Origin of the sequence: Ewingella sp. S1.OA.A_B6 (assembly GCF_049889095.1) — a bacterium.
Taxonomy (GTDB): Bacteria; Pseudomonadota; Gammaproteobacteria; order Enterobacterales; family Enterobacteriaceae; genus Ewingella.
The window spans coordinates 273,301-300,118 of sequence record NZ_JBLJFK010000003.1 but is presented as its reverse complement, the minus strand read 5'-3'; the positions used below and the strand labels follow the sequence as shown (position 1 = coordinate 300,118).

Genomic DNA, 26,818 nt, shown 5'->3' with positions numbered 1-26,818 from the left:
CCGGAGTGGACGCATCACTGGTGTTCGGGTTGTCATGCCAATGGCATTGCCCGGTAGCTAAATGCGGAAAAGATAAGCGCTGAAAGCATCTAAGCGCGAAACTTGCCTCGAGATGAGTCTTCCCTGGAGCTTCGAGCTCCCTGAAGGGACGTTTAAGACTAAGACGTTGATAGGCTGGGTGTGTAAGTGCAGCGATGCATTGAGCTAACCAGTACTAATGACCCGAGAGGCTTAACCTTACAACACCCAAGGTGTTTTGGTTTGAGAGACGATATAATTTAATTTTCAGCGATTGTTCCGAGATTGGTTCGTGTGGCCTGCCGTCGAGAGAGGGGGGGTGGCATGGATGAAACAGAATTTGCCTGGCGGCACTAGCGCGGTGGTCCCACCTGACCCCATGCCGAACTCAGAAGTGAAACGCCGTAGCGCCGATGGTAGTGTGGGGTCTCCCCATGCGAGAGTAGGGAACTGCCAGGCATCAAATAAGTGAGAAACCTCAGTCGAAAGACTGGGGTTTTTTGCTATGGGGAATTTAGGGTGTTGTAATAAGTAAGTGGAAATAACAAGCTCAAGCAAAAAGGCCATTATTTAAATGGCCTTTTTGCTTTTTAGAGCCTGGTAATTCTAAAGTTCAGCAACATATTTGACTCCGTTGTTATTATTTTTCATTTCATCTAAAGCGTCAGGTAATGCGGCAAAGGCAACTGTTTTAATTGCTGGCATGAGCAATTCTCCACGTGAGATCTGTTCAAGCATTTGCCCTGCAGCTGCGGTCAATTGTTGCCATTGAGCGGGTGTACCATGTATATGTATAGCCGCAAGCGCAATCTCATGCAGTGAAATACTGGTACTGAATGGTGGTACAGGGGATTTCTCAATCCGATCCTGTACTGAGACAAGGTGTCCATAATAACCGAGTAAGTAACCAAGGGACTCTGCGCTTTGTTGACTCACCATGTCGAAAGTCGCATGTAATGAATGGCCCTTAAGTGCTGACTGTAATTTCCCGTGCCAGTCTGACTGATGATAGTCAAATATCTCCAGTGCTCCCTTCTGATTTAAAAGTGAGTGATGATGTTCACTGGACGTAGCGTATACGCGAGCATTCGCCTGGGTGAGCAACTGCGTCAATATTCCACCGACTGCTCCACCTGCACCATTAATCAGTACAGAACTCCCCGCCAGTTCCGGGACACGCTTCATGGCCTGCCATGCGGTCATTGCCGGACACGGAAAAGCGGCCGCTACACTATCTGTTAAGGTCTCTGGAATAGGTATTAGCGCGTGAGCAGCCACTGCGGTATGACGCGCGAAGCTCCCCGTAAAGCGTAAATCCGTATGGTAGGCCACTCGCGTGCCGATCCGTAGATGCTGCACTGCTGATCCGAGAGCAATAATTTCCCCCATGCCATCCACGCCGGGAGTATGCCCGGTTTGCCATGTTGAAGGAGGACTCTCCAAAATCTTCCAGTCCACGGGGTTCAAACCCACGGCTTTATTTTTAATTAATACATGGTCGGCTTTGAGAGCGGAGAGTGCGGTTTTTTTGAATTCCAGCGCCCCCGGTTCTGAACGTTCTTGCCATGTCCAGGCTTCGGTCGTGAACATTTTTGCCTCCTTGTCTTGAGTTAAGACTAAATAGCATTCACTACTCTGGCTCAATGGGCAATGGATGAGCAGGTATTACAGAATTGTCTGGCAGACAACCAAAGCACACATCATTGAAAAAACCAGAGCCGTGAAGGCTCCGGCTGTATTGGATGCTCAGTGCTCTGAACTTTGGGATATACCGATACCAGTCTGAGAGCGAACAAACTGTGGATGGAAGCGCTCTCTTTCGAGCTGACCTTCGCGGGAGTGATCGGTAATTGAGAACAACCAGATACCTGCAAACGCCACAATCATTGAGAACAAGGCAGGGTACTCGTAAGGGTAAATGGGTTTAGCATGCCCCAATATTTGTACCCAAATTGTCGGGCCAAGTATCATGAGGATAATTGCCGTCAATAAACCTAGCCAGCCCCCAATCATTGCACCTCGGGTGGTCAGTTTTCCCCAGTACATGGATAACAGGATGACGGGGAAATTACAGCTCGCGGCGATAGAGAAAGCCAGACCGACCATGAAGGCGATATTCTGTTTCTCGAACAGTATTCCCAGCAGGATGGCAACAATGCCCAGAAGCATGACAGTGATTTTTGACACCCGCAGTTCATCTTTCTCCGTTGCTTTGCCATCTTTAATAACGCTTGCATACAGGTCATGCGATACCGCAGATGCACCCGCTAGTGTAAGTCCTGCGACTACCGCCAGAATTGTTGCGAAGGCAACGGCGGAGATAAAGCCAAGGAAGAAGCTGCCGCCCACGGCATCAGCAAGGTGGACCGCAGACATATTGGTCCCACCGAGCAGTGCACCGCTTGCATCTTTAAACGCCGGGTTGGCGCTTACCAGCACGATGGCGCCAAAACCGATAATAAAGGTCAGAATATAGAAGTAGCCGATAAATCCGGTGGCATAGAAGACACTTTTGCGTGCCTCTTTGGCATCTTTTACCGTAAAGAAGCGCATCAGAATATGGGGTAAACCTGCTGTCCCAAACATCAGGGCTAATCCGAGAGAGAGTGCTGATATTGGATCAGAAACCAGTCCGCCAGGGCTCATAATGGCGATACCTTTTGGATGAACAGCAACTGCCTGTTGGAAGAGGGTATTGAAGTTGAAGTTGACTGACTTCATCACCATCACGGCCATAAAGGTTGCGCCGGCGAGCAGCAAAACCGCCTTGATAATTTGCACCCAGGTGGTCGCCAACATGCCGCCAAACAGGACGTAAAGCACCATCAGAATACCTACCAGGATCACTGCGACGTGATAATTCAGACCGAACAGCAGCTGAATCAATTTCCCCGCCCCGACCATCTGCGCAATCAGATACAGCGCCACCACTACCAGAGAACCACAAGCCGACAACGTTCTGATCGGTTTTTGTTTCAGGCGGTATGAAGCAACATCAGCGAAGGTATATTTCCCCAAATTGCGCAGCCTTTCCGCGATCAAAAACAGAATGATCGGCCAGCCAATCAAAAATCCAATCGAGTAAATCAAACCATCGTAACCTGAGGTATAAACCAGTGCCGATATGCCCAGGAAGGATGCTGCGGACATAAAGTCGCCCGCAATGGCCATGCCGTTTTGCAAGCCAGTGATTCGCCCACCCGCGGTATAGTAATCCTGACGTGAGCGCGTACGTTTCGAAGCCCAGTACGTGATGTACAAGGTCGCGCCAACGAATAAAACGAACATTACAATCGCTTCAATATTCAGCGGCTGCTTTTTCACCTCACCTGCAATACCTTCCGCCGCGAGTGCGTTTAATGGTAGAGCCAGTAAACCCGTGAGCACGATCAGCACTAAACGACGGGCGTTCATGGGTTCACCTCACGGATGATGTCGGCAGTCAGGCGGTCAAACTCACCATTCGCACGAAAGACGTAAATTCCCGTCAGTAAAAAAGAAATAACAATCAGCCCAACACCAACAGGGATTCCACGGGTAATGGTTGCACCTTCGTACAGGGGCGTACCAAGCCATTGAGGTTCAAAAGCAATCAGGAAAATGAAAGCGACGTACATCACCAGAGTGATACCAGAAAGCAGCCACGCGAAGCGGCTGCGTTTTTCGACTAACTCGTTGAAACGCGGATTATTTACAACTCTTTGATAAATGAGATCATTCATCTCAGTGACTCCTTTGAGACATTGATAGAGTTCACCGCGCCAGGGCGGTGAAAATTAGGACGGCACTTTCATTGATTGTTTTTCTTCCAACAGTTTTTCGACGACGCTCGGATCGGCCAGTGTCGAGGTATCTCCCAGATTGCTGGTATCACCGGTGGCAATTTTGCGCAGTATGCGGCGCATAATTTTCCCCGAGCGAGTTTTCGGTAATGAATCGGTCCAGTGGAGAATATCCGGTGTGGCAATCGACCCGATTTCTTTGCGTACCCAGTTACGCACTTCGGAGTAGAGCTCGGCCGATGGTTCTTCCCCATGATTGAGGGTGATATAGGCATAGATTGCCTGGCCTTTAATGCTATGGGGGATCCCAACAACGGCAGCTTCTGCGATTTTTGGGTGTGAGACTAATGCGGATTCGATCTCGGCAGTACCCAGACGATGGCCGGAAATATTCAATACGTCGTCCACACGGCCCGTTATCCAGTAATAACCATCTTCGTCCCGGCGGGCGCCGTCGCCGCTGAAGTACATATTTTTGAAGGTAGAGAAATAAGTTTGTTCGAAGCGGTCATGATCACCAAACAGTGTGCGGGCCTGACCCGGCCATGAATCGGTGATGACAAGATTGCCTTCGCACACACCTTCCTGCGGTACACCTTCATTATCCACTAACGCTGGTTGTACACCGAAGAATGGACGGGTTGCCGAACCGGCTTTCAGTTCGGTAGCCCCCGGCAGCGGCGTTATCATGAACCCGCCGGTTTCGGTCTGCCACCAGGTATCGACGATCGGGCATTTACTGTTGCCAATTTTCTTGTAATACCACTCCCAGGCTTCCGGATTTATGGGTTCACCGACTGAACCCATAATACGCAGTGTTTCGCGGCTTGTTCCTTCAATGGCTTTATCACCTTCAGCCATCAGCGCACGGATCGCCGTAGGTGCGGTATATAAAATATTCACTTTATGCTTGTCGATAACCTGCGCCATGCGATTCGGTGCAGGATAATTCGGCACACCTTCAAACATCAGCGAAATTGCACCACAAGCCAGTGGGCCGTAAAGAAGATAGCTGTGACCCGTCACCCAGCCGACATCGGCGGTACACCAGTAGATATCACCGTCATGGTAGTCAAAGGTGTACTTGAAGGTCAGGGCGGCATAAACCAGATAACCGCCGGTGGTGTGCAATACGCCTTTAGGTTTGCCGGTAGAGCCTGAGGTATAGAGAATGAATAACGGATCTTCGGCATTCATCTCTTCCGGCGGACAATCGGCTGAAACTCCTTTTATTGCGTCATGCCACCAAATATCCCGGCCTTCATGCCATTCACCCTGTTTGCCTGTGCGTTTAAATACCACGACGTTGGTCACGCTGGTGACCGCAGGATTTTTCAGCGCATCGTCGACGTTCTGCTTGAGGGGAATAGTGCGTCCGGCACGTAAGCCTTCATCCGCAGTGATCACCAGTTTCGAGTTGGAGTCAACAATTCGTCCCGCCACGGCTTCTGGTGAGAACCCCCCAAAGATCACTGAATGTACGGCACCGATACGTGCACATGCCAGCATGGCTACGGCGGCTTCAGGGACCATTGGCATATAAATAGCCACGACGTCGCCTTTTTTAATACCAAGGCCTTTCAGGACATTGGAGAATTTGCATACATCGTGATGCAGTTGTTTATAAGTAACCTTTTTACTTTCTGCTTTTGGGTCATCGCCTTCCCATATCAGTGCAGTGCGGTCACCGTTTTTTTCAAGGTGGCGATCCAGGCAGTTTGCCGCCAGATTTAACGTGCCATCCTCAAACCAGCGAATATCAATGTTTCCCGGTGCGAACGAGGTGTTTTTGACTTTTGTATAAGGTTTAATCCAGTCGAGAATTTTGCCTTGCTCAGCCCAAAATTGGTCCGGATGCTCTACCGACTGTTGATAATACTGCTGATATTTCTCAGGTGTGATCAGGGTATGTTCTGCAATAGAAGCAGGAATCGGGTGTTTGTAAACATGGCTCATCGTTTTTCTCCTTTGATTTGTTAATCATATGTCAATCAAGGGTTAAGTGTAGTTTGCCTGGGGGCTTTGTTTGTTTTTTGGAGAGCAGATCACGCAAGTGGCGATAAACCTGCAAGATGTCTGCCCTCCATGAACTGGATAAATAATGAGAGAGGCCTGAAAGCGAAAATGATCTTTGGCGATATTTTGAATATTTTTCATACGGAATATTTTTGATCTGTGTGAGGTTTTTTCTGCTCTCTGCTGCGAAAATTGTGTCAAAAAATGCTCAAATGTAAAATTAATTTAATTCGTAAGTAAATTAATTGTTAATTAAAGCTTAATTTGACTCATTAATCGGAGTGATTTTCATTCGTCTTGTAATATTTAATGTTAATAATTTTTACCTATAAGTTAACTCACCTTCATAAAGGTGAGATTTAAATATTAATAAAAGGATAAAATTCTTAACATTTTCATTATGAAAATTATTATAACGTTAAAAATCAAATATCAGTATATTGATCTGGAAAGAGAGGGGTGCTCTCTTCGGTACAGCGAAAAATATCGCTTAATAGCTAATGGCTTAATAAATACCGTTAAATCTCAAGGACAAATTATGTTTAACGCTAAGAACAAGACACTGATTATTGCTTTATCTGCCTTTATTTCTGCTTCAGCCTTTGCCGAAGGCGAGACTCCTCCTACGGGTACCGATCAGGGTTCTGGTCGTATTCATTTCACGGGTACTGTTATTAACGCACCTTGTTCAATTGCAGCAGGCGATGAAGACATTAACGTCAATATGGGCCAGGTAGCGAATAAGGTGTTGGAAAGCGGCAATAAGTATTCTCAGAACGTTAACTACACCATTCATCTGCAAGATTGTAATCTGACTGCGCAAACGGCTGGTTCCGTGGAATATCCGGCTATGTCAAAAGTGGCAGTTTCTTTTGCTGGCACGCCTGACAGCAGCGCAGCTGAACTGTTGGCTAATACCGGCAGTGCGAAAGGCGCGGGCATTCGTTTGATTGATGCGAACGGCGATCTGCTGAAAGTCGGTGATACCTCTAAAGACATCAACCTGGTCACTGGTAACAACGAGCTGGTATTTGCTGCGCGTGTTGAATCCAACACTCAGCCAGTCTCAACCGGTACTATTGTTTCTCAGGCAACTTACGCCCTGAACTATAAATAATCGTCTTTTTTATTAAGGGGAGTTTTCTCCCCTTTATTTTTCGGGTGCATCGGGGTTCCGTGCTGGATCTATAAAAATAAAAAAAGTGGCGTAATTATGTTGTTTGTCTTTGGCAGAGCATTAGCAGTAAAGAAAATAATGACTTGGTGTATTTTCTTCTTTTTAGGGTGCTTAATTTCCGTCAAAAGCTTCTCTGTCGAGTTTAACGTAAACGTTATTGATTCTGCCGACCGCAATAATATTGATCTCTCACGTTTTCAGGCCGCTAATTACATCGCACCCGGCGAATACCTGTTAGATGTGGTATTGAATAGCCACACTCTGGGTGACCAAAGCCTCATTAAGTATATTCCGACAGATGACAACACATCTAATAATAAATACAGCCGATTGTGCTTACCACCTTCTCTGGTCGATAAATTCGATCTGACTAAAGAGGCGCACGCAAAGCTCACGCTTTGGCATCAGGGTCAATGTACCTCTCTTGATCAGCAGGAGGAAGTGACTGCGCAATACGATCAGGAAAAACAAACGCTGAATATAAGCATCCCGCAGGCTTGGTTGACCTTTCATGATGAGAATTGGGTGCCGCCTTCGCAGTGGGATGAGGGTATCAATGGCGTTTTGCTAGATTACAACCTACTGGGCAGTAAGTACATGCCACAGCAAGGTGCCAGTTCCACCAGTCTCAGCAGTTACGGTACCACCGGTTTCAATCTGGGTCCGTGGCGTGCTCGTGCTGATTATCAGTATGCTGCCTCGCGTACGTCAGGCAGCCCTGCTAACGATAAATTCACCTGGACGCAAACCTATTTGTTTCGTGCATTGCCTTCCATTGGCGCGCAGCTGACCGGCGGTCAGATTTATTTAAACTCGGATATCTTTGATTCATTTCTTTTTGTCGGTGCTTCCGTCAACAGCGATCAGCGGATGTTGCCGCCATCCCTGCGCGGTTATGCACCGCAAGTAACGGGTATCGCGAAAACTAATGCCAAAGTGAGTATTAGCCAGAACGGTCGAGTGATTTACCAGACCAACGTCTCGCCAGGGCCTTTTGTGGTGCAGGATTTGACCGAAGCCGTGCAAGGCGCGCTGGACGTTAAGATCGAAGAAGAGAATGGCAGCGTGACCACTTATCAGGTCACGACTGCGACCATTCCGTTCCTGACCCGTAAAGGACAGGTACGCTTTAAGACCGCTATGGGGAAACCGACGACCGGCAGTAACAACCATGTTTTACAGCCAGGTTTTTACAGTGGTGAAATGTCATGGGGTGCGATGAATGACTTATCACTGTATGGCGGGCTGATCTCCACCACCGGTAACTATCAGGCGCAGGCTTTGGGCGTCGGGCAAAACCTGCAAAAATTGGGTGCGGTATCTTTCGACGTGACGCGCTCATCGGCAACGATACCTGTCGCAGGCAAGCAAACAGGTTTCAGCTACCGCGCTAACTACTCCAAGCGGTTTGATTCCACGGGCAGCCAGATCACCTTTGCCGGTTATCGTTTCACGGAGAAAACCTTCATGTCGTTCAGCCAGTATCTCGACAAGATGAACGGTGACGGCTATTCCCGTGATGATAAACAAACTTACACGGTCACCGCCAACCAGTATCTGGCATGGCCAGCGATCACCTTGTATCTGTCGGCCACGCACAAGATTTACTGGAATGAGGATCCGAATAACAACTATAGCGTGTCAGTGAGCAAGATTTTCGACATCGGACGGTTTACCGGTATTTCAGCCACTTTCTCCGCCAGTAAGCTGAAATACCGTGATACCGACGAAAACCAGATGTTCCTGTCATTTAGCCTGCCGCTGTCTTCAGGGCAACAAATCAGTTATGACGCGCAGCAGGATTCGCAGAGTGGCTTCTCGCAAACCGCGTCGTATTACAACAGTCAGGATCCGAATAACAGCTGGCGCGTCGGCGCGGGCGGCGACAGCTCTGACCTGCAAGAAGGCGATGGTACCTTCCGTGCTAACTACCAGCACATGTCGCCTTACGGTCAGTTTGGCGTGAACGGTAGCGTGAAGAATAACGATTATCGCTCGGTGAATGCCAACTGGTATGGCTCGCTGACGGCGACCGCAGCTGGCGCGGCATTACATCAAAGCAGCGCGGGTAGTGAACCACGAATGATGGTGTCTACCGGCGTGAAAGGCATTCCGATCAGCGACGGCGCATCGGTCACGAACGATTACGGGATTGCGGTAGTCAACGGCGTTTCCAGCTATCAGACCTCTGATATCCGCGTGGACGTAAACCATTTACCGGACGACGTGGAAGTGTACAGCTCAGTGGTCAGTAAGACGCTGACAGAAGGCGCGATAGGTTTCCGTAAAGTTCGCGCGATTAAAGGCGAGCGGCTGATGGCGGTGATCCGCCTGGCCGATGGCAGTTATCCGCCGCTGGGTGCATCCGTCACTGACAACAGTTCCGGTTTTGAAGCGGGACTGATCGGCGACGGCGGGCTGGCCTATCTGGCCGGGGTGTCTGGTGAGAAAGCGCTGACCGTGCGCTGGGGAGATGAAAACCAGTGCGGCATTCAGGTGCCGCCACTGCCCGCCACCCAAAGCGGCCAGGTTTTATTACCTTGCACGTAAGCGTGCAAGCAACAGTATGAAATCGGATCCAATCAGGAAAGGAATGACCGGATGAACAACCCAATATTACGACTCAGTGGCGCGTTACTCATGATTGCAGGAGTGATCCAGCCGGTGCTCGCCGCCGTTAATCTCGACCGGACGCGCATCATTTACAACGCCAGTGATAAATCGGTCAGCGTGATGCTGGAAAATCAAAGCAAGAGTTTACCGTATCTGGCGCAGGTCTGGCTGGAGAATGCGCAGAGCGAAAAAATCACGTCTCCGTTGGTCGCTCTGCCGCCGATGCAGCGTATTGATGCCGGTCAGAAGAGTCAGGTCCGCATCCTTCAGTTGCCTGAAACCGCCGCGTTGCCTAAAGACCGTGAGTCTTTGTTTTATTTCAATGTGCGTGAGGTGCCGCCAAAGAGCGACATGGCAAACGTCATGCAGGTGGCGATTCAAAGCCGGGTAAAGCTGTTTTTCCGTCCTGTTGAATTGCGCAAGTGGGTGAAGGGCAACTGGCAGGAGCAGCTTCAGGTCAGCCGTCTGAGCGACGGGCTGAAATTGACGAACCCAACGCCGTTTTACATCACCGTGGGATACTTGGGCAAAGACAACAAAGGTAATCTACCGGGTTTCGACAGCGTGATGCTGGCGCCGTTTGCCACTGAGTCACTCACGGGAAGCCAGTATATCAGTACCGCGTACAGTCTCGGTTATATGGATGACTACGGTGGTTTGCAGATCAATCAGTACTCATGTTCTGCGGTGCAATGTGAGCGCAAAAGCAAGGATGAAAACAAATGAAGGCTGAGTTAACCCTTTATTTGTCATTACTTTTATCTGAAAGGTTGGAATGGTTATGCCTGAAATTTATCGAGTAACATGGTGGCGGGTAGCGATGTTCATCCTGATCTCCCTATTTTACCACAGTGCGCTGGCGCTCGACTGCGTAGAGAAAGGCACCAATATAGTGGATAAACCGGCCATTCCTGTGGGGCAGTTGGCCATACCGGCGAATGTACCCGTCGGAACCAAAGTCTGGGAATCGAACGACATCAACGTCACCGCGTACTGCAATAACGTGCTCGGTTCCATCGTTGACGTTGTGCATTTCTACTTCAATCCAAAATCCCAGTCGATCGGTGAGGGATTGCTGCTCGGTGTGAGTTACAACGGACAAGATCTTGAGCAGAACGAACAACGCCTGAGCACCAATAGTGCGCCGATAAGAAAAGGACAGAGCGTTACTGTCAATGTCACGTTCCGTTTGTACATCAAGGTCAGCGGCAATGCGCCTTCCAGCGGACATTATCAGGGCACCGATCAGTTCACGGTATTCCAGCTTGATGGCAGCCGGGGTATCAATAAAACACCGGGGGCGAAAAACCTCAAATATAACCTGTCGGGTTTGCAGGGGATTCGTTTCCTGGCCTGTGGCTCGGACTTAAAAGTCTATCCGGAATCGCAGATCGTTGATTTTGGCTCGATTCAAAGCACCACCCTGTCACGTTCTTCGGGTATATCTTTGCCGTTCGCTATCAAGGCGGTGAAGCAGGGATGTCTCGATAATTTCTCCCTTCAGGCTGAGTTCTCGACCGCCAGCCCGTTACTGGATAATACCGCAATTGATTTATCGAATGGCGCTAAACTTATGCTTTATAACGATAAAGATCAGGCCATTACCTTTAATCGCTATGACAACTTTGCTGAGCTAAACAACGTTAATGAGGTCACCAAAAATTTCACCGCAAAACTCAGCACGATCCCAGGAAAGACGCTTTCACTTGGGCAGTTTGATGCGTCAGTGATCGTCAAGATTAACTACTACTGATCTCATCTCAGAACAGGGAGAACGACATGTTAAGAACGGCTAAATTGCGCGCTCAGGCGCTGGAAGAGCCTCGTTACTCCGTAAGGGCGCCGGAGCTTATCGCTGAAGCTCAGATTCATACGATGCTGCAAACCATACGGGAGGATGCGGGCCTGAGTAAAACCGAGCTGGCCAGACGACTCGGTGTAACGCCTCCCGCGATCACACGCCTTGAGAAGCGTCCTGCTCAGGCTGGTTTCAATACACTGGCGCGCTATGCGCAGGCCTGCGGTTTCCATCTTTACCTGTACTACAAATGAAAAGTACAAATAGAATTGCCGGTTTCAGCGCTTGTTTTTAAATACACATATCGCAATCGGAGAAAAATTACTTTCAATAAGCATAGTGTTAACATCGTATTTTTTCAGGACAATAGTGTCCGTATGGCCGATCAGGAAAAAACTGTTAATTAATAAAAGTGAGTACATTTTTTGGTCTATATTATCTACGCTATTGATATTTATTTGGGTGCTGGTCAGTGAATAGGTGTCTGTAGGTTTGCTCTCATAGATATAGTTATAATAAATATTCCGCATTATGGCCTTTCGTTCGATAACCTTATCGTTATTATCATATAAATATCCCGTTCCGCTCAGAGATACCAGGGTTTATTCTTATCAAGAAAGCTAAGATAAAATGAACTTTTCATCTTGGCCCTTTGATTATCATAATTGGTCTCTACGATAATATTTCCTTTGCATATGGTTTTTACAGGAAGTACGAACTTGTCATTTTTGATTAATGAATCGTATAGAACCACTGAAAATAATGCTCAAGCCAGTATTAATGTCAACATGATTATTTTCAGACCTAGTGATGGCCATTTTTTAAAACTTATCATTCGTTGTCCTGTCATTCACATAATAGCTGATGCAAATGTTAACTTTATGAGCGCCATTCGTGCTGCACTGTGCCATGAAAACACGGACTGAACTCGTGTTAATCGGGGCCGTGAATTGCTCACCTTGGAATATGAGAATATCTCCAGGTGTGCAGGTTATCTTCTGTTTCAGAATGAATGTCTGTGCTAGTTGAATGAAATTCTCTTTTCTGGACTGAGATACCGGGGCCGTAGAATACAGTTCACAGGCTCCGATTCTGCTAATCTGCAGCTTTGCTTTGGGATCGGACATCACGCCATGCAGCGTGTAAAAAACCCACGCAAAAAATGAGAACAGAAAAAATGCACTGAAAATAAAAGGATATTTATAGTTTATCTTTTTGGTTGCTGACAATGATGCACTCTGTTGTTCTGATTCTGCCGTTTCTGTGGGGGCTGCTTTTTTTGCAACATCCGGGGTTTCAGGCGCGGTTAGTGTTTCCTCTGGTAGTGCCGCGGTTCTCTCCTGTGCAACGGTTATCCCGAGCTGTGACGTAATATCTCGTTCTTTTCTTATGGTAAAGCCGACTTTAGGTACAGTGACGATAAACTCATCGAGATAACCCAGTGTGACAATCACTTTACGTAATTTGCTGATGCAATGATTGAGATTATTATTGCTGGCTGTTAACCCATAGTCATCCCATACCTTTTTAAAGAATGTCTCACGTTCTACAACGGTACCATGTTGCTCAAGTAACAGTGATAATACTCTTCGCGCAGGATTAGATACGGTGATTTTACTTTCAGCATCATTCAGTAATGAAAGTGAGTTATCCTCCGGATTGAAGACTATTTTATTCTCAATTAGATAATTCATATGCGTCCCTTTCTATTTGTCTTGTAGATCCTACGTTTCACAGCATTAGGTAATTAAGTTCACTTAAGTTTGCGTTCCCCCTTTATATACTGAGAATGCTGCCAGCCAGTATAAACTGTTCTATTTATAAAATAGAGTTTTGTCATAATTTTTTACACGTGACTTTCCCGAAATCTTAAACCATGACGTATTTTCTGGCGGTTTTCTTATGATAGTAAACAATATAAATCACGTGCGGAATTTTAGTAGTACTTGATTAATCCGGATTCAGGACAGGTACTGACTGGTGATATGAACCTGTTGGCGGCTGAAGTCTATAGCCAGATTTGCGCCTAATGGCAGCGTTAACATTGGATGGGTATGACAGCAGTCAAAACCATCCACCAGCGGTATTTCCTGCCCGTTGAGTACTTCGAGCAGCACATCAACCGGTTGTCTTCCTGTTCCTCCGTCATCGAATAGCTCGTGCTTACCTAACAGGATGGCACTGACGCGATCAAAAATGCCATTTAGCTTGAGCATAGAAAAAGATCGCTCAACGGTGCCAATGTCTTTCAGGCTATCTTCAATAAACAGAATATCGCCCTGACGGATTTCCGGCATATAATGGCTGCCCCAGATGCCAGACATCGTATTCAGATTGCCGCCGATGACGCGTCCTTCAACCCACCCCCTACCCAGAAAGCGACAGGTATTCGGATACAGCTGCTTGGTTCTGACCGGAGTTTCATCATTCCAGTTGAGTTTTTCATCCGTCCAGAGCGAAGGCAGGCGATAGCTATAAGGCTCGCTGAGCTTTGCCATCACAATGTCAGCGAAAGAGGCATAGGTTTCATCAACCAGCGGCGGGAACTCTCCAAAAGAGGCCACCAGAGCCGGGCCATAGAATGTGATTAGCCCAGTTTTAGCGTATATCCCTGCTAACAGCGCGGTGGTATCTGAATAGCCAATGATAATTTTGGGGTCTGCCAGCAGCGCATCGTAATCGAGCAACGGCAGCACGGAATTGCTGTTGCTGCCTCCGATTGTCGACATGATACAGCGTACCTGAGGATCGCGAATCAATTGGTTAAGCTCTTCCACACGTGCCTGAATCGAGCCCGAGCGGTAATGGTCGGATTTCCCCGTCAGTGAGCCTGCTTTCAGCACGAACCCCTTCTCTTCCAGAAATTGTTTTCCCCTCGCGAAACGTCGGGAGGCGGTCACGGTTGCCGGTGAAGACGAAGAGAAAAAACCAATCGTATCACCTGTTTTTAAAGCCGGGGGAAATAGCGAAAAAGGGAACGAAGGCATTTTACATCCTATAAATTTGCGCAATGTTGCAACCTGCAATGTATCAGTTCAAATGCTGGTTTAATATGGCTTTATGGGATAAGTCTGATCGATTAATGCGGTCAGGAATGGCGAATAAAGAGAGAAAATGAGTGCGGGCAAGCTGTTTATAAATGCCAGAAAGCAAAAAACCAGCCCTTAGGCTGGTTTTTTTAAAATATGGTGCCCGGACTCGGAATCGAACCAAGGACACAGGGATTTTCAATCCCTTGCTCTACCGACTGAGCTATCCGGGCAACGGGGCGCATTAAACCGTATTGGCCTTAAGCCGTCAACGGCTTTATGCGACAAACACCATAAAAAGGGTTCGTTTGCTGGCTTTTCAGGCAAAAAAGTCATGAAAAGATTCTTTTAGCCTGTTTATCACGCCAGTGCGCCGTGCTCACGGCAGCGAGCCACGTTGAGTACATCTTCAGCAAGCCGTCTGGCGACCGCAACATCATGCAGTTGACGTTTTACCAGCAGCTTGCTCAAACAACCCTCAAGTATCAACTCCATCTGCTCAGCCACCATCTGTGCGTCGTCTGAACCCATCTCCTGCAATAACTCTAGCGTGTACTGGTAAGAGGCTTGCTTCTGCTTTTCAGCCAATTGATGGATAGGAGCCTCGCTGTCTGGGTAGAAACTGCATGCCGCTATAAACAGACAGCCAGGGTAGCGGTTCAAACGAACCTGTTCGTCCAGAACTTTATACCGAGCCAGCAATTTTTGCGGGGCGCTCAACGTTTGATCAAGCAATAACTGGCGTCGCCATATATCAATCTGTTCGCCATGATGACGCAGGCTGTCATACAACAGCGCCTCTGCATCGGGCCAGAAACGGCGTAAATCACTGAGTGGAACGCTCACCAGCTCAGCGATTGACTCCAGTGACAGTGTGGCCAAACCGCGCTGTTCCAAAAGATTAAGTGTCTGGTCAAGGACCTGTTCACGTAGCACGTTTGCCTCCTCCAATTCGCGTACTTCAGAAAGTAGTGTCGTTTAAGGCTGGGTTTTCTGCAAATGCCCGGTGAATTGGACTGCATCCATAAAGCCGGTTACACGTGTTCCTGGCAACTCTTTTCCATCTGCGCCAAAAAACAGGATGGTCGGCAGGCCTAATACCTGGAGCCGTTTAAGTAACGCCACCTGTTGCGGATTATTTTGCGTGACATCAGCCTGCAATATCACCGTATCTCGCAGTTCATTCTGCACCTGTGGTGCGGTAAAAGTATATTTTTCGAATTCTTTGCAGGCGACACACCAGTCAGCGTAGAGATCAAGCATTACTCGCTTCCCCCGGGCAGTCTCTAGTGCGGTATTTAGCTCATCAACATTATTAATTGGCTGAAACTTGAGGGCATGCTGAGCCGTCGTCGCTGTGTCTGAAGGAGCAAATGCCCAGTCCTGCAACGGTCGACTGACAATCATCGCTGCGGCGAGGAACAGCAGTTGCAGCACGCGCATCAGGCCACGCTGACTTGTCAGGCTGAGTAATAACGCCCAACCAAAAAACGCGATACCCAGCGTACTCCACAGGCGTAATCCCCACGTGTCACCGATAATACGTTCCAGCAGGAAGACCGGCAGGGCGAGGATGACAAAGCCGAAGCCCTCTTTGACGTATTGCATCCACGGGCCGCTGCGCGGCAGCAGGCGATTCCCGAATAAAGTGACGATAATCAGCGGGATCCCCATTCCCAGCGCATAAAGATAGAGTGTTCCGCCGCCCGCCCACAGATTTCCGCTTTGTGCGATATAAAGCAAAATAGCGCTCAACGGCGCGGTCGTGCAAGGCGAGCAAATCAGCCCGGCGAGGGCACCCATGATAAACACGCCAGTCAGCGAACCACCTTTCTGCTCGTTACTCCAGAGTGTCAGGCGAGTTTGTAGCGATGAAGGCAATTGCAGACTGAACATACCGAACATTGACAGAGCCAGCGCTACAAAGGCGATCGACAGCGTAATCAACACCCACGAACTTTGCAGCGCAGCTTGAAACTGCAATCCAGCTGCCGCAACCGCCATGCCAAGCAGAGTGTAGGTCAGCGCCATTCCCTGTACGTAAAACATGGCCAACAGGAAAATACGCTTCATGCTATGTGGCCGCTGACGTCCCAGAATAATGCCGGAAATCAGCGGATACATCGGCAGTACGCAAGGAGTGAAGGCGATGCCGATGCCAATTAGCAATGCCCATAATGGAGAGAATGGCAGCTGTGTCACTTGTGGCGAAGGGGTGACATCGATGCCTTTGGCAGGCGGAGTCGCTGAGCTATCTGACGTTGCTACCCGTTCTACTACTTCGTTGAGCGGGATCTCGCGGGTCTCTGGCGGATAGCAGAATCCCGCCACCGCACAACCTTGATAGGTCACTTTGAGTGATGCCTGGCTGCTGGCAGCGCGCAGCGGCACGCTCAGGCTGAGCTGTTTCTCATAGACTTCTGTATTGCCGAAGAACTCGTCATGGTGCTCAAGGCCCTTAGGCAAAATAAATGCTGCCAGCTGCGCCTCATGGCCTACCAGTTCAATTTTATCTCGGTAGAGGTAATAACCTTCGCGGATCTTCCAATTAAGTTTGAGGTTTGGCCCTTGTTGCTGAAAATCGAAGTCGAAAGCCTGATCAACGGGCACAAATTGCGGGTTTGCGGGTTTATCAAACAGAGAAGCCTGCGCATGAAGCGGCAGGAAAAACAAACTAAAAAATAGCAATAAAAGACGGGGTAGACGGAAATCCATGCGGGTCATTATTCTCTTGCTCGCGGCAGCATACGGGCCACTGGGTGAATCGAAAGAGGCTGCGGACGGTATCATCTCAAAGCACACTAACAGAATATGATTATACCCCGCCCCTTCGGTAAGCAGAAAGCGCCGGAGTGTCAGGGTTTGTAAGATGAGGGGCAAAGTACACTGATTCAGGGGCCGAAGCCCCTGTAGAAAACGATTAAAGAATGATACTGCCCAGACCGAATCCAAAAAGCACCGACAGGAAAACCCCTATAGTGCCCGGAATGAAGAACGGATGGTTGAAGACAAAACGGCCAATTCTTGTCGTACCGGTATCATCCATTTGCACTGCTGCTACCAGTGTCGGGTAAGTCGGTAAAATAAACAGCCCGGAAACGGCAGCAAACGAAGCTACGGCGGTCAGCGGGGTGACATTCAGCGCCAGCGCTAATGGCATCAGCGCTTTCGCCGTCGCAGCCTGCGAATACAGCAGGGCGGAACAGAAGAAGAAAATAACCGCCAGTAACCAAGGGTGGGATTGAATCAGCCCGCCAGCAGTCTCTTTAATCCAACCCATATTCGCCTGCACAAAGGTATCACCCAACCAGGCCACACCGAGGATACAAATACACGCGCTCATACCGGTTTTAAACGTGCTGGATAAGAGGATGGCATCCGTATTAATGCGGCATAACAGGGTGATCAACGTCGCGACGCTCAGCATGATGATCAAAATGGCGCTGGTGGTGTTCATCAACGGTGTTGCAACCCAGCCGAGGCTTGGGCTATTGACCACCGCGTAACCGACAACGGTAACTACGCCCAGCAGGAACAGCAATACCGACAGTCTGGCACCTGGCTTGATCTCCACGACGCTATCGCCGCGCAGCTGTACCAACCCTTCTTCATAACGCTTTAAATAGACCGGGTCATCAGAGAGTTTTGAGCTGAAGCACCAGCTCACGATCAGTGACATCACGATCACGGCTGCGAGCGTTGATGGGATCATGACCATCAGTAAGTGCAAATAGCTGACACCATGGCCTTCCATCACTGACGACATATACACCACGGCGGCTGATATCGGTGATGCGGTAATGGCAATTTGAGCGGCGACGACCGCGGTCGAGAGTGGTCTGCAGGGTTTGATGCCTTGCTCTTTTGCCACTTCTGCGATCACCGGCAGAGCAGAAAGTGAAATGTTACCCGTACCGGCAAAGATGGTCAGGAAGTAAGTGACAATAGGGGCCAGTAAGGTGATCTGCTTAGGATTCTTGCGCAGCAGTTTCTCCGTTTGCTGGACCAGATAATCCATTCCGCCGGCGACTTGCATTACTGAAATTGCCGCGATAACGGCCATGATGATTGAAATAACGTCAAACGGGATGGAACCGGGCTTTACACCACAAAGCGCCAGTGCCAGTACCCCAATACCACCGGCAAAGCCGATGCCGATCCCTCCCAGGCGAGCGCCGAGAAAGATCGCTGTCAGTACAATAATAAATTCGATGATTAACATAGTTGTTCGCCCATTGTTCCTGCATCTGCCAAGGAAATAAAATGAAAATGAGATGTTGTATAATTGTTGTTATGTGCAAAGTAAAAAGGCTCGTTGTTCGTGAGAACAACGAGCCTTAAGTGGCTACGTGGTGATTCTGCTACTGTTCATTTTCATCCGTATAGCGTTTTGCTTTATAAGCCGGGTGCATCAGGTTCTCGATTGAGAATATGTCATCCAGCTCTGCTTCCGTGAGTAGCCCGCGTTCCAGTACAACTTCCCGTACACTCTTGCCTGTTTCCGCACATATCTTACCGACGATATCGCCATTGTGGTGGCCGATGAACGGGTTCAGATAAGTCACGATACCAATGGAGTTAAATACGTAGAATTCGCAGACTTCTTTATTAGCCGTAATGCCGTTAATGCATTTTTCCAGCAGATTGTAGCAAGCATTAGTCAAAATATGGATGGATTCAAACATCGCCTGGCCGATAACCGGCTCCATAACGTTCAACTGGAGCTGGCCAGCTTCGGCTGCCATCGTTACGCAGATATCGTTTCCGATAACTTTGAAACAGACTTGGTTCACTACTTCAGGGATCACCGGGTTAACTTTGGCTGGCATGATGGAAGAACCGGCCTGTAACTCTGGCAAATTGATTTCATTCAGGCCAGCACGTGGACCTGAAGAGAGTAAGCGTAAGTCATTGCAGATTTTAGACAGCTTAACCGCAAGGCGTTTAAGTGAACTGTGAACCATAACGTAGGCCCCACAGTCTGAGGTGGCCTCGATCAGGTCTTCTGCGGGTACGCAGGCCAGGTTGCTGACTTCGGCCAGTTTCTCTACGGCCAACTGCTGATAACCGTCCGGCGTATTCAGGCGGGTACCGATGGCGGTCGCACCGAGATTCACTTCCAGCAGTAGTTCGCCGTTACGCAGTAAGTTGCGGGTTTCTTCTTTGAGCAGCACATTGAAGGCATGGAACTCCTGACCGAGTGTCATCGGTACGGCGTCCTGCAACTGTGTACGGCCCATCTTTATGATGTTTTGGAACTCTGTGGCTTTATGCTCAAAACCGTCGCCAAGTTGGGTGATCGCGTCAATGAGTTTCAGTAAGGAGGCGTAAACCGCGATCCGGAAACCGGTTGGATAAGCATCATTGGTGGACTGACATTTATTCAGATGGTCGTTCGGGTTTAGATACTGATAATCACCTTTCTGGTGGCCCATCAGTTCGAGGCCAATGTTTGCCAGAACTTCATTGGTGTTCATATTAACCGAAGTGCCCGCGCCGCCCTGAAAGACGTCAATCGGGAACTGATCCATGCATTTGCCTTTGTCGAGGACCTCATCGCAAGCCTGAATGATAATGTCTGCGATATGACGGGGGATGGTCTGCAGCTCTTTATTCGCTAATGCGGCTGCTTTCTTAACCATCACCATGCCCCGGACAAATTCCGGTACATCGCTGATTTTAGTGTTGCTGATGTAGAAGTTTTCAATTGCCCGCAGGGTGTGAATTCCATAATAAGCCTCGGCTGGAACTTCGCGAGTACCCAGCAGATCTTCCTCGATACGAATCGTATTTGACATGAGAACCTTCTTTTTGGTGCGGAAACGCGTTATGCGATGTTAATAATTATGTTACTAACAGCGGGAAATTAAAAACGATCAACCGTTGTTACTACGACGAAGGCGATCATATGCTGCTGTTAGCGAATTGCACGTACTAAGATCACTCTCTTGCACTGTTACGGGGCATCTATTTCTGTATCTGTGAGAACTCTCACAAATCATTCGTTCAACGAATTAAATCTTCAGCGCAGGTTGAAAACAGCGGTCTTCGCTACCATTTCATTGTAGACAAGCCTGGAGCGTTGCGATCATGCAGATCATTCCAGGCCTTATTTTATAGTTCTGGAATGGCGCGACTTTGGGCTAACCGGGACTTCATCACGAGGAGAATGCGGTGCGCTGGTTACCGTTATTGCTATTATTTCTGTTGGCTTACATCGAAATAACCCTATTTATCAAGGTGGCCGCCTTTATTGGCGTCGCCATGACCTTGCTGCTGGTGGTCTTCACCTCCTGCGTGGGCGTGTCCCTGGTAAAAAATCAGGGCATGAAAACCTTTATGCAGCTGCAACAGAAACTCGCTGCTGGTGAAAGCCCGGCTGCCGAAATGGTTAAAAGCGTATCACTGGTGATGGCTGGTTTCTTATTGTTGATCCCCGGCTTTTTTACTGACTTCCTGGGGTTGTTGCTTTTATTGCCGCCGGTGCAGAAATCCCTGACGCTAAAACTGATGCCGCATCTCAATATTGTTCGTTCTGGCGGCAATTGGGGAAAAAGCCAGCCGACCGGGAATACTTTCGAGGGTGAGTTTAAACGTACTGATGAACAGCATGAGCGTCTGATCTCGCCTGAAAAAGAGGACGACATTGATCGTCGCGATCGTTAAGATTCGCGGCGTCGATTGTTAATTTATTGTTGATAGGGAGGCTTCAAATGTCCACTAAGCGATTTTTGAAATGGAAAAGAAAAAGCGTTTTTTTTGTTTTCTCCCCTTGAAGGGTGGCGTAACGCCCCCATTAAACAAACCACGAGGCCTGGCAGATAACTGTCAGGCATTCAAACCTAAAATAGTTATGGACCCCGCTCACAGGAGAGTTATCAATGAAAATTCGTCCATTGCATGACCGCGTTATCGTCAAGCGTAAAGAAGTTGAATCCAAATCCGCTGGCGGCATCGTTCTGACTGGCTCTGCTGCTGGTAAATCTACCCGCGGTGAAATCTTGGCCGTCGGTCATGGTCGCATCCTGGAAAATGGTGAAGTGAAAGCGCTGGACGTTAAAGTTGGCGACATCGTTATTTTCAACGACGGTTACGGCGTGAAAGCAGAAAAGATCGACAATGAAGAAGTGTTGATCATGTCCGAAAGCGACATTCTGGCCATCGTCGAAGCGTAATCCGCTCCTGATCACTTTTTCTGAACTGAACGAATTGAAGGTAAATAACAATGGCAGCTAAAGACGTAAAATTCGGCAACGACGCTCGTGTAAAAATGTTGCGTGGCGTAAACATCCTTGCTGATGCAGTTAAAGTTACTCTGGGCCCTAAAGGCCGTAACGTTATCCTGGACAAATCATTCGGCGCACCGAGCATCACTAAAGATGGTGTCTCTGTTGCACGTGAAATCGAACTGGAAGATAAGTTCGAAAACATGGGCGCACAGATGGTCAAAGAAGTAGCATCTAAAGCGAATGATGCAGCGGGTGACGGTACGACTACTGCAACCGTGCTGGCGCAGTCCATCATTACTGAAGGTCTGAAGGCTGTTGCAGCTGGCATGAACCCGATGGACCTGAAACGCGGTATCGACAAAGCGGTTATCGCTGCTGTTGAAGAGCTGAAAAAACTGTCAGTGCCTTGCTCGGATTCTAAAGCTATCGCGCAGGTAGGGACTATCTCTGCTAACTCCGATGAAACCGTCGGTAAATTGATCGCTGAAGCGATGGAAAAAGTTGGCAAAGAAGGCGTTATCACTGTTGAAGAAGGTACCGGCTTGCAAGATGAGCTGGACGTGGTTGAAGGTATGCAGTTTGACCGTGGCTATCTGTCTCCGTACTTCATCAACAAGCCAGAAACCGGCTCAATTGAACTGGAAAGTCCGTTCATTCTGCTGGCTGACAAAAAGATTTCTAATATTCGCGAAATGCTGCCAGTGCTGGAAGCCGTTGCTAAAGCCGGCAAACCACTGCTGATCATTGCTGAAGACGTTGAAGGCGAAGCCCTGGCGACTCTGGTTGTGAACACCATGCGTGGAATTGTGAAAGTGGCTGCGGTTAAAGCACCTGGCTTCGGCGACCGTCGTAAAGCTATGTTGCAGGACATCGCAACCCTAACTGGCGCTACCGTTATCTCTGAAGAGATTGGTCTGGAACTGGAAAAAGCCACCCTGGAAGACATGGGTCAGGCTAAACGTGTTGTTATCAACAAAGACACCACCATCATCATCGACGGTGTTGGCGAAGAAGCGACTATCCAGGGCCGTGTTACTCAGATCCGTCAGCAGATTGAAGAAGCAACGTCTGATTACGACCGTGAAAAACTGCAAGAGCGTGTGGCTAAACTGGCAGGCGGCGTAGCCGTTCTGAAAGTTGGCGCTGCGACTGAAGTTGAAATGAAAGAGAAGAAAGCCCGCGTTGAAGATGCGCTGCACGCAACCCGTGCTGCTGTTGAAGAAGGCGTGGTTGCCGGTGGTGGTGTTGCGCTGATTCGCGTTGCTCACAGCCTGGCAGGCCTGAAAGGCGACAACGAAGACCAGAACGTGGGTATTCGTGTTGCACTGCGCGCGATGGAATCTCCACTGCGTCAGATCGTGGTTAACGCCGGTGAAGAAGCCTCTGTTATCGCGAACAAAGTGAAAGCAGGCGAAGGCAGCTTCGGCTACAACGCTTACACCGAAGAGTACGGCGACATGATCGCGATGGGTATTCTTGACCCAACTAAAGTGACCCGTTCTGCGCTGCAGTTCGCGTCTTCTGTCGCTGGCCTGATGATCACCACCGAGTGCATGATCACCGACCTAGCGAAAGATGATAAAGGCGACATGGGCGGTGCTGGCGGTATGGGTGGTATGGGCGGTATGGGCGGCATGATGTAATCATTCCCCCTGGCGTTTATCCGCTAGGCGTATGAATGGCGCAAGCCTTTTATATGTTGAAGAAACCCGGTCATTTATGGCCGGGTTTTTTATTTGCCCTTTTTTTGTTCGGTTCAGTAAGATAACTCTCATTGTCTTTAGCGTTTAACGTGTAAACTGTCGCCTATCGCCATTGCCTGTTTATCTCAGGTAACGCGTTGAACCTTAGGCAAACGTGGCAACGGATGCCTAAGAGAACCGAACGTTCTCTGATAGGCTTTATGAGATTTCAATATCAAATGGGGAAAGTGATGCGGATTAAAATGTTACTGGGTCTGTCAGCTGCCATGTTGCTTGCCGGGTGCAGTACCACTCATCAGCTTGATGCAGCGGGCCAGCAGGTAAAATTCACCGATACTAAACCTGGCAGCGAATGCCAGCTCATCGGAAACGTTACCGGCGCGCAAAGCAATTGGTTCTCAGGTAGTGGCGGTGACGGCAGTTCAATGCGCGGCGCGGCAAACGATCTGCGTAACAAAGCGGCATCAATGGGTGGCAACACTATTTACGGTGCAAACAGCCCGACACAAAAGTTACTGTCCAGCTTCGTGCCGGTAGACAGCAAAATGGTTGGCCAGGTGTATAAGTGTCCTTAAGCGGACAGACTTTCTCCTGAGCAAGACGCAAAGAGTAAAAGGGATGCCATCAGGCATCCCTTTTTGATTCAGGCTTTCATTGAATTCAGGACTGCTTAAGCCGTAAATCCAAAATGGTTTTACTTGGCTCACCGCCGATCTCACGCGTCAGTTTAGGTACCATATAGCCGGAAACTCGGCTCATCAGCCCTTTCATGATCACCCGAGCTTCATCGTCACCGACCATGAAATGCGCTGCGCCCTGTACCTTATCCAATACGTGAATGTAATACGGCAGGATCCCCGCATTGAATAATGCGTTGCTCAGCTGTGCGAGAGTCTCGGCGCAATCATTAACACCACGCAGCAATACGCTTTGATTGAGCAGTGTTACGCCGGACTTTTTCAGCCGCGTCATACTATGGCAAAGTTCTTCATCAATTTCGTTGGCGTGATTGATATGGGTCACCATCAACACCTGAAGACGTGACACACTCAGCCGTTGGCAAAGCGTCGGCGTGATGCGTGCCGGTATCACTACCGGTAAACGACTATGGATCCGCAGCCGTTTGATATGCGCTATGGCTTCCAATTCTGTGATCAGCCAGTCCAGTTCGCGATCTTTCGCCATCAGCGGATCACCCCCAGAGAAAATAATTTCATCGAGTTCAGGGTGTGAGTGGATATAATCCAGCGCCTTAATCCAGTTGGCCTTATTTCCCTGGTTTTCCTGATACGGAAAATGACGACGGAAGCAGTAGCGGCAATTTACCGCACAGCCGCCTTTGACCAGCAACAGTGCGCGATTGTTATATTTGTGCAGTAACCCCGGGACGATACTGTGTTGCTCGTCGAGTGGGTCGGTCGTAAAGCCCGGTGCTGCGATAAACTCCTCGCGTGCTGTCAGAACCTGCAACAGTAAAGGATCGTTGGGATTACCCGGTTGCATGCGTGCCACAAAGGCGCGCGGAACGCGTAGCGGGAACAAACGACGCGCATCACGCCCTTTTTGCAGCTCTGCATTATCGTTAAGTGCCAGAAGAGTAAGCAGTTCATCCGGGTCTGTAATAACATCGCCGAGTTGATACAACCAATCTTCTCTAAATGGCGTATTTAGGGTTACAATGTTTGCCATTTTTTGGCTAATACCAGTTTAAAATTAGAGGGCCATCATGGCGACTTATTCTAGCAACGATTTCCGTCCGGGTCTTAAAATCATCTTCGAAAACGAGCCTTACGCTATCGAAGACAGTGTGTTCGTAAAACCAGGCAAAGGTCAGGCTTTTGCACGTGTGAAAATGCGTCGTCTGCTGACCGGCTCCCGCGTAGAAAAAACGTTCAAATCTACTGACACCTGTGAAGGTGCAGACGTGGTAGATACCAACATGACTTACCTGTACAACGACGGTGAGTTCTACCACTTCATGCACCCTGAAACGTTCGAACAGCATCAGGTTGACGCTAAACCCGTTGCTGATGCGGTGAAATGGCTACAGGATAATGCAGAATGTATCATCACTCTGTGGGATGGTCGTCCTATCGCTGTTCAGCCACCGAACTTCATCGAAGCAGAAGTTATCGAAACCGACCCAGGTCTGAAAGGTGATACTGCCGGTACTGGCGGCAAGCCTGCGACCCTGAGCACTGGCGCCGTAGTTAAGGTTCCATTATTCGTACAGATTGGCGAAATTGTCCGTTGTGACACCCGCTCTGGCGAATACGTTTCCCGCGTTAAGTAAGTCGACAGCGACATAACGCCAGTGAAAGCTGCGGCAGGTTGAAGCCTGCCGTGACTTTCAACTCATCACTTTTTCGGTGGATTACCTTGACGATGTTGAAGAAAATGGTGTTTATCATGGTTTCTGTTCTGATGCTGGCTACCCTAAATGGCTGCAATACCGTTCACGGCTTTGGTGAAGACATCCAGCATCTGGGTGGCGCTATCTCCAGAAAGAGTTGATCCTTTCAGCCGCTGTTTACCTTCTTTCCTAAAATCCTCTTTAAAACCTCGCGTTGCTGTTTTTTTACTACACTTAGTGGGTCGTACTTTACATTCTCTTATAGGAAGGAAATTTATATGCTGAAGAAAAGTATTCTCGCTATTTTGTCTGTTTTGGTATTGTCTAGTGCGTTGACTGCATGTAACACCACTCGTGGCGTGGGTGAGGATGTTTCTGCTGGCGGACAAGCCATCCAAAAAAGTGCGCAGTAATCTTTTTACGTCTAAAAGCCCCACTTAATGTAGATTCTGCCTGCAGTAGCATGCAGGCAGTGCCTCTCTCCGCTATGTTTTATTCGGGTTGTTTAACCCAAACTAACTTATTGGTATCAAAGCCGTATTGCTGAGCCGTGTTAAGCAATTTCTGTTTCACACCATCGCTGAGCGCCGGTGTACGCGATAAAATCCACAGGTAGCTTTTATTCGGACCACAAACCAGCGCATATTGGTAATCTTTGTCGAGTTCTATGACGTTGTATCCGCCATAGAATGGGCCAAAGAAGGAGACTTTAAGTGCTGCGCGTGAAGTAGGCCCGGTGAAATAGGCCTTACCTTCACTTTCCTGCCACTTCTGCTTTTCCGTATTAAAACCACGGTTTATGACCTTTACACCGCCGTCTTCGCGCAGGCTGTAATTTGCCGTCACCTGCTCCAGCCCGCTTTCAAAGCTGTGATCCAACCGCGCGACTTCATACCAGGTACCGAGATAGCGGTTTAATTCAAAGTTATTAACGACTTTTACGTCGGAGGGCGGCGTGACGCTGCAGGCAACAGACATGACCGCCGACAGCACAACGCTGATTTTTGACCAAATATGCATAACAGTTCCTTCCTTAGTGTGTTCTCTAAGTGTAGGTAAAAATGAGAGAAAGAGGCAATACAGCGATGGGAAAGCGGCCC

General features: G+C 48.7%; 24 protein-coding genes, 1 tRNA gene and 2 rRNA genes. 14 read left to right on the top strand and 13 right to left on the bottom strand.

From position 1 onward, the window contains the following. Positions 1-239: ribosomal RNA gene (locus ACMV8I_RS11155) — 23S ribosomal RNA — on the top strand; the annotation flags it as partial. A gap of 122 nt (positions 240-361) precedes the next feature. Further along, positions 362-477 (top strand): 5S ribosomal RNA (gene rrf / locus ACMV8I_RS11150). 147 nt (positions 478-624) lie between these two features. Here rrf and ACMV8I_RS11145 read toward each other — a convergent pair. From ACMV8I_RS11145 to acs, 4 genes are all read right to left on the bottom strand, one after another. Next, positions 625-1,608, bottom strand: a complete 984-nt coding sequence (locus ACMV8I_RS11145) for a zinc-binding dehydrogenase (protein ID WP_498865278.1) — start codon at positions 1,606-1,608, stop codon at positions 625-627. Positions 1,609-1,764: 156 nt separating this feature from the next. After that, positions 1,765-3,432: a cation/acetate symporter ActP gene (gene actP / locus ACMV8I_RS11140; RefSeq protein WP_498865277.1), complete on the bottom strand. Its 1,668-nt coding sequence runs from the start codon at positions 3,430-3,432 to the stop codon at positions 1,765-1,767. Beyond that, positions 3,429-3,740, bottom strand: coding sequence for a DUF485 domain-containing protein (locus ACMV8I_RS11135; protein WP_498865276.1), 312 nt, complete (start codon positions 3,738-3,740; stop codon positions 3,429-3,431). Before ACMV8I_RS11135 ends, actP begins: the two co-directional genes overlap by 4 nt. Before the next feature lie 54 nt (positions 3,741-3,794). Beyond that, on the bottom strand, positions 3,795-5,756 hold the full coding sequence (gene acs, locus ACMV8I_RS11130; protein ID WP_498865275.1) for an acetate--CoA ligase: 1,962 nt from the start codon (positions 5,754-5,756) through the stop codon (positions 3,795-3,797). Between the two features lie 598 nt (positions 5,757-6,354). On the opposite strand from acs, the gene ACMV8I_RS11125 reads away from it, so the two are divergent. The 5 genes from ACMV8I_RS11125 (at position 6,355) to ACMV8I_RS11105 (ending at position 11,658) form a co-directional block, all read left to right on the top strand. Continuing rightward, positions 6,355-6,933, top strand: a complete 579-nt coding sequence (locus ACMV8I_RS11125) for a fimbrial protein (protein WP_498865274.1) — start codon at positions 6,355-6,357, stop codon at positions 6,931-6,933. Between the two features lie 138 nt (positions 6,934-7,071). Continuing rightward, entirely contained in the window at positions 7,072-9,543 is a 2,472-nt protein-coding gene (locus ACMV8I_RS11120) for a fimbria/pilus outer membrane usher protein (protein WP_498865273.1), read from the top strand. A gap of 51 nt (positions 9,544-9,594) precedes the next feature. Beyond that, on the top strand, positions 9,595-10,332 hold the full coding sequence (locus ACMV8I_RS11115) for a fimbrial biogenesis chaperone (protein WP_498865272.1): 738 nt from the start codon (positions 9,595-9,597) through the stop codon (positions 10,330-10,332). A 94-nt stretch (positions 10,333-10,426) separates the two neighbouring features. Further along, positions 10,427-11,359, top strand: coding sequence for a fimbrial protein (locus tag ACMV8I_RS11110; protein ID WP_498865294.1), 933 nt, complete (start codon positions 10,427-10,429; stop codon positions 11,357-11,359). A 26-nt stretch (positions 11,360-11,385) separates the two neighbouring features. Further along, complete coding sequence (locus ACMV8I_RS11105; RefSeq protein WP_498865271.1) at positions 11,386-11,658, top strand: helix-turn-helix domain-containing protein; 273 nt, start codon at positions 11,386-11,388, stop codon at positions 11,656-11,658. Positions 11,659-12,225: 567 nt separating this feature from the next. On the opposite strand, the gene ACMV8I_RS11100 is transcribed toward ACMV8I_RS11105, so the two are convergent. The 7 genes from ACMV8I_RS11100 to aspA all read right to left on the bottom strand — a co-directional run bounded on the left by ACMV8I_RS11100 (position 12,226) and on the right by aspA (position 20,231). Further along, entirely contained in the window at positions 12,226-13,098 is an 873-nt protein-coding gene (locus ACMV8I_RS11100) for a winged helix-turn-helix domain-containing protein (RefSeq protein ID WP_498865270.1), read from the bottom strand. 267 nt (positions 13,099-13,365) lie between these two features. Next, complete coding sequence (locus ACMV8I_RS11095) at positions 13,366-14,391, bottom strand: S66 family peptidase (RefSeq protein WP_498865269.1); 1,026 nt, start codon at positions 14,389-14,391, stop codon at positions 13,366-13,368. Positions 14,392-14,590: 199 nt separating this feature from the next. Continuing rightward, positions 14,591-14,666 (bottom strand) — tRNA-Phe (locus tag ACMV8I_RS11090). A 127-nt stretch (positions 14,667-14,793) separates the two neighbouring features. Beyond that, positions 14,794-15,369 (bottom strand): division control transcriptional repressor DicD, encoded by a 576-nt coding sequence (gene dicD / locus ACMV8I_RS11085; protein ID WP_498865268.1) that lies wholly within the window; start codon positions 15,367-15,369, stop codon positions 14,794-14,796. A 42-nt stretch (positions 15,370-15,411) separates the two neighbouring features. Next, positions 15,412-17,148: a protein-disulfide reductase DsbD gene (locus tag ACMV8I_RS11080; protein ID WP_498865293.1), complete on the bottom strand. Its 1,737-nt coding sequence runs from the start codon at positions 17,146-17,148 to the stop codon at positions 15,412-15,414. Positions 17,149-17,353: 205 nt separating this feature from the next. Then, on the bottom strand, positions 17,354-18,655 hold the full coding sequence (locus ACMV8I_RS11075) for an anaerobic C4-dicarboxylate transporter (RefSeq protein ID WP_498865267.1): 1,302 nt from the start codon (positions 18,653-18,655) through the stop codon (positions 17,354-17,356). A gap of 139 nt (positions 18,656-18,794) precedes the next feature. Further along, entirely contained in the window at positions 18,795-20,231 is a 1,437-nt protein-coding gene (gene aspA, locus ACMV8I_RS11070; protein WP_498865266.1) for an aspartate ammonia-lyase, read from the bottom strand. A gap of 376 nt (positions 20,232-20,607) precedes the next feature. On the opposite strand from aspA, the gene ACMV8I_RS11065 reads away from it, so the two are divergent. The 4 genes from ACMV8I_RS11065 (at position 20,608) to ACMV8I_RS11050 (ending at position 23,940) form a co-directional block, all read left to right on the top strand. After that, positions 20,608-21,099, top strand: coding sequence for an FxsA family protein (locus ACMV8I_RS11065; protein ID WP_498865265.1), 492 nt, complete (start codon positions 20,608-20,610; stop codon positions 21,097-21,099). Positions 21,100-21,314: 215 nt separating this feature from the next. Beyond that, positions 21,315-21,608, top strand: coding sequence for a co-chaperone GroES (locus tag ACMV8I_RS11060; protein WP_009636718.1), 294 nt, complete (start codon positions 21,315-21,317; stop codon positions 21,606-21,608). Positions 21,609-21,658: 50 nt separating this feature from the next. Further along, positions 21,659-23,305 (top strand): chaperonin GroEL, encoded by a 1,647-nt coding sequence (gene groL / locus ACMV8I_RS11055; RefSeq protein WP_498865264.1) that lies wholly within the window; start codon positions 21,659-21,661, stop codon positions 23,303-23,305. A gap of 290 nt (positions 23,306-23,595) precedes the next feature. Further along, entirely contained in the window at positions 23,596-23,940 is a 345-nt protein-coding gene (locus ACMV8I_RS11050) for a DUF4156 domain-containing protein (RefSeq protein WP_498865263.1), read from the top strand. 85 nt (positions 23,941-24,025) lie between these two features. Here ACMV8I_RS11050 and epmB read toward each other — a convergent pair whose 3' ends face one another. Further along, positions 24,026-25,054: an EF-P beta-lysylation protein EpmB gene (gene epmB / locus ACMV8I_RS11045; protein ID WP_498865262.1), complete on the bottom strand. Its 1,029-nt coding sequence runs from the start codon at positions 25,052-25,054 to the stop codon at positions 24,026-24,028. 37 nt (positions 25,055-25,091) lie between these two features. Between epmB and efp the strand changes: the two genes are divergently transcribed. From efp to ACMV8I_RS11030, 3 genes are all read left to right on the top strand, one after another. Next, a complete protein-coding gene (gene efp, locus ACMV8I_RS11040) occupies positions 25,092-25,658 on the top strand; it encodes an elongation factor P (RefSeq protein ID WP_498865261.1) in 567 nt (188 codons plus the stop codon). 92 nt (positions 25,659-25,750) lie between these two features. Then, positions 25,751-25,879, top strand: a complete 129-nt coding sequence (locus ACMV8I_RS11035) for an entericidin A/B family lipoprotein (RefSeq protein WP_498865260.1) — start codon at positions 25,751-25,753, stop codon at positions 25,877-25,879. A gap of 117 nt (positions 25,880-25,996) precedes the next feature. Beyond that, positions 25,997-26,131, top strand: coding sequence for an entericidin A/B family lipoprotein (locus ACMV8I_RS11030; protein ID WP_014333643.1), 135 nt, complete (start codon positions 25,997-25,999; stop codon positions 26,129-26,131). Positions 26,132-26,210: 79 nt separating this feature from the next. Here the strand turns inward: ACMV8I_RS11030 and blc are convergent, their stop codons facing one another. Next, entirely contained in the window at positions 26,211-26,738 is a 528-nt protein-coding gene (gene blc / locus ACMV8I_RS11025) for an outer membrane lipoprotein Blc (protein WP_498865259.1), read from the bottom strand. Positions 26,739-26,818 lie beyond the last annotated feature (80 nt).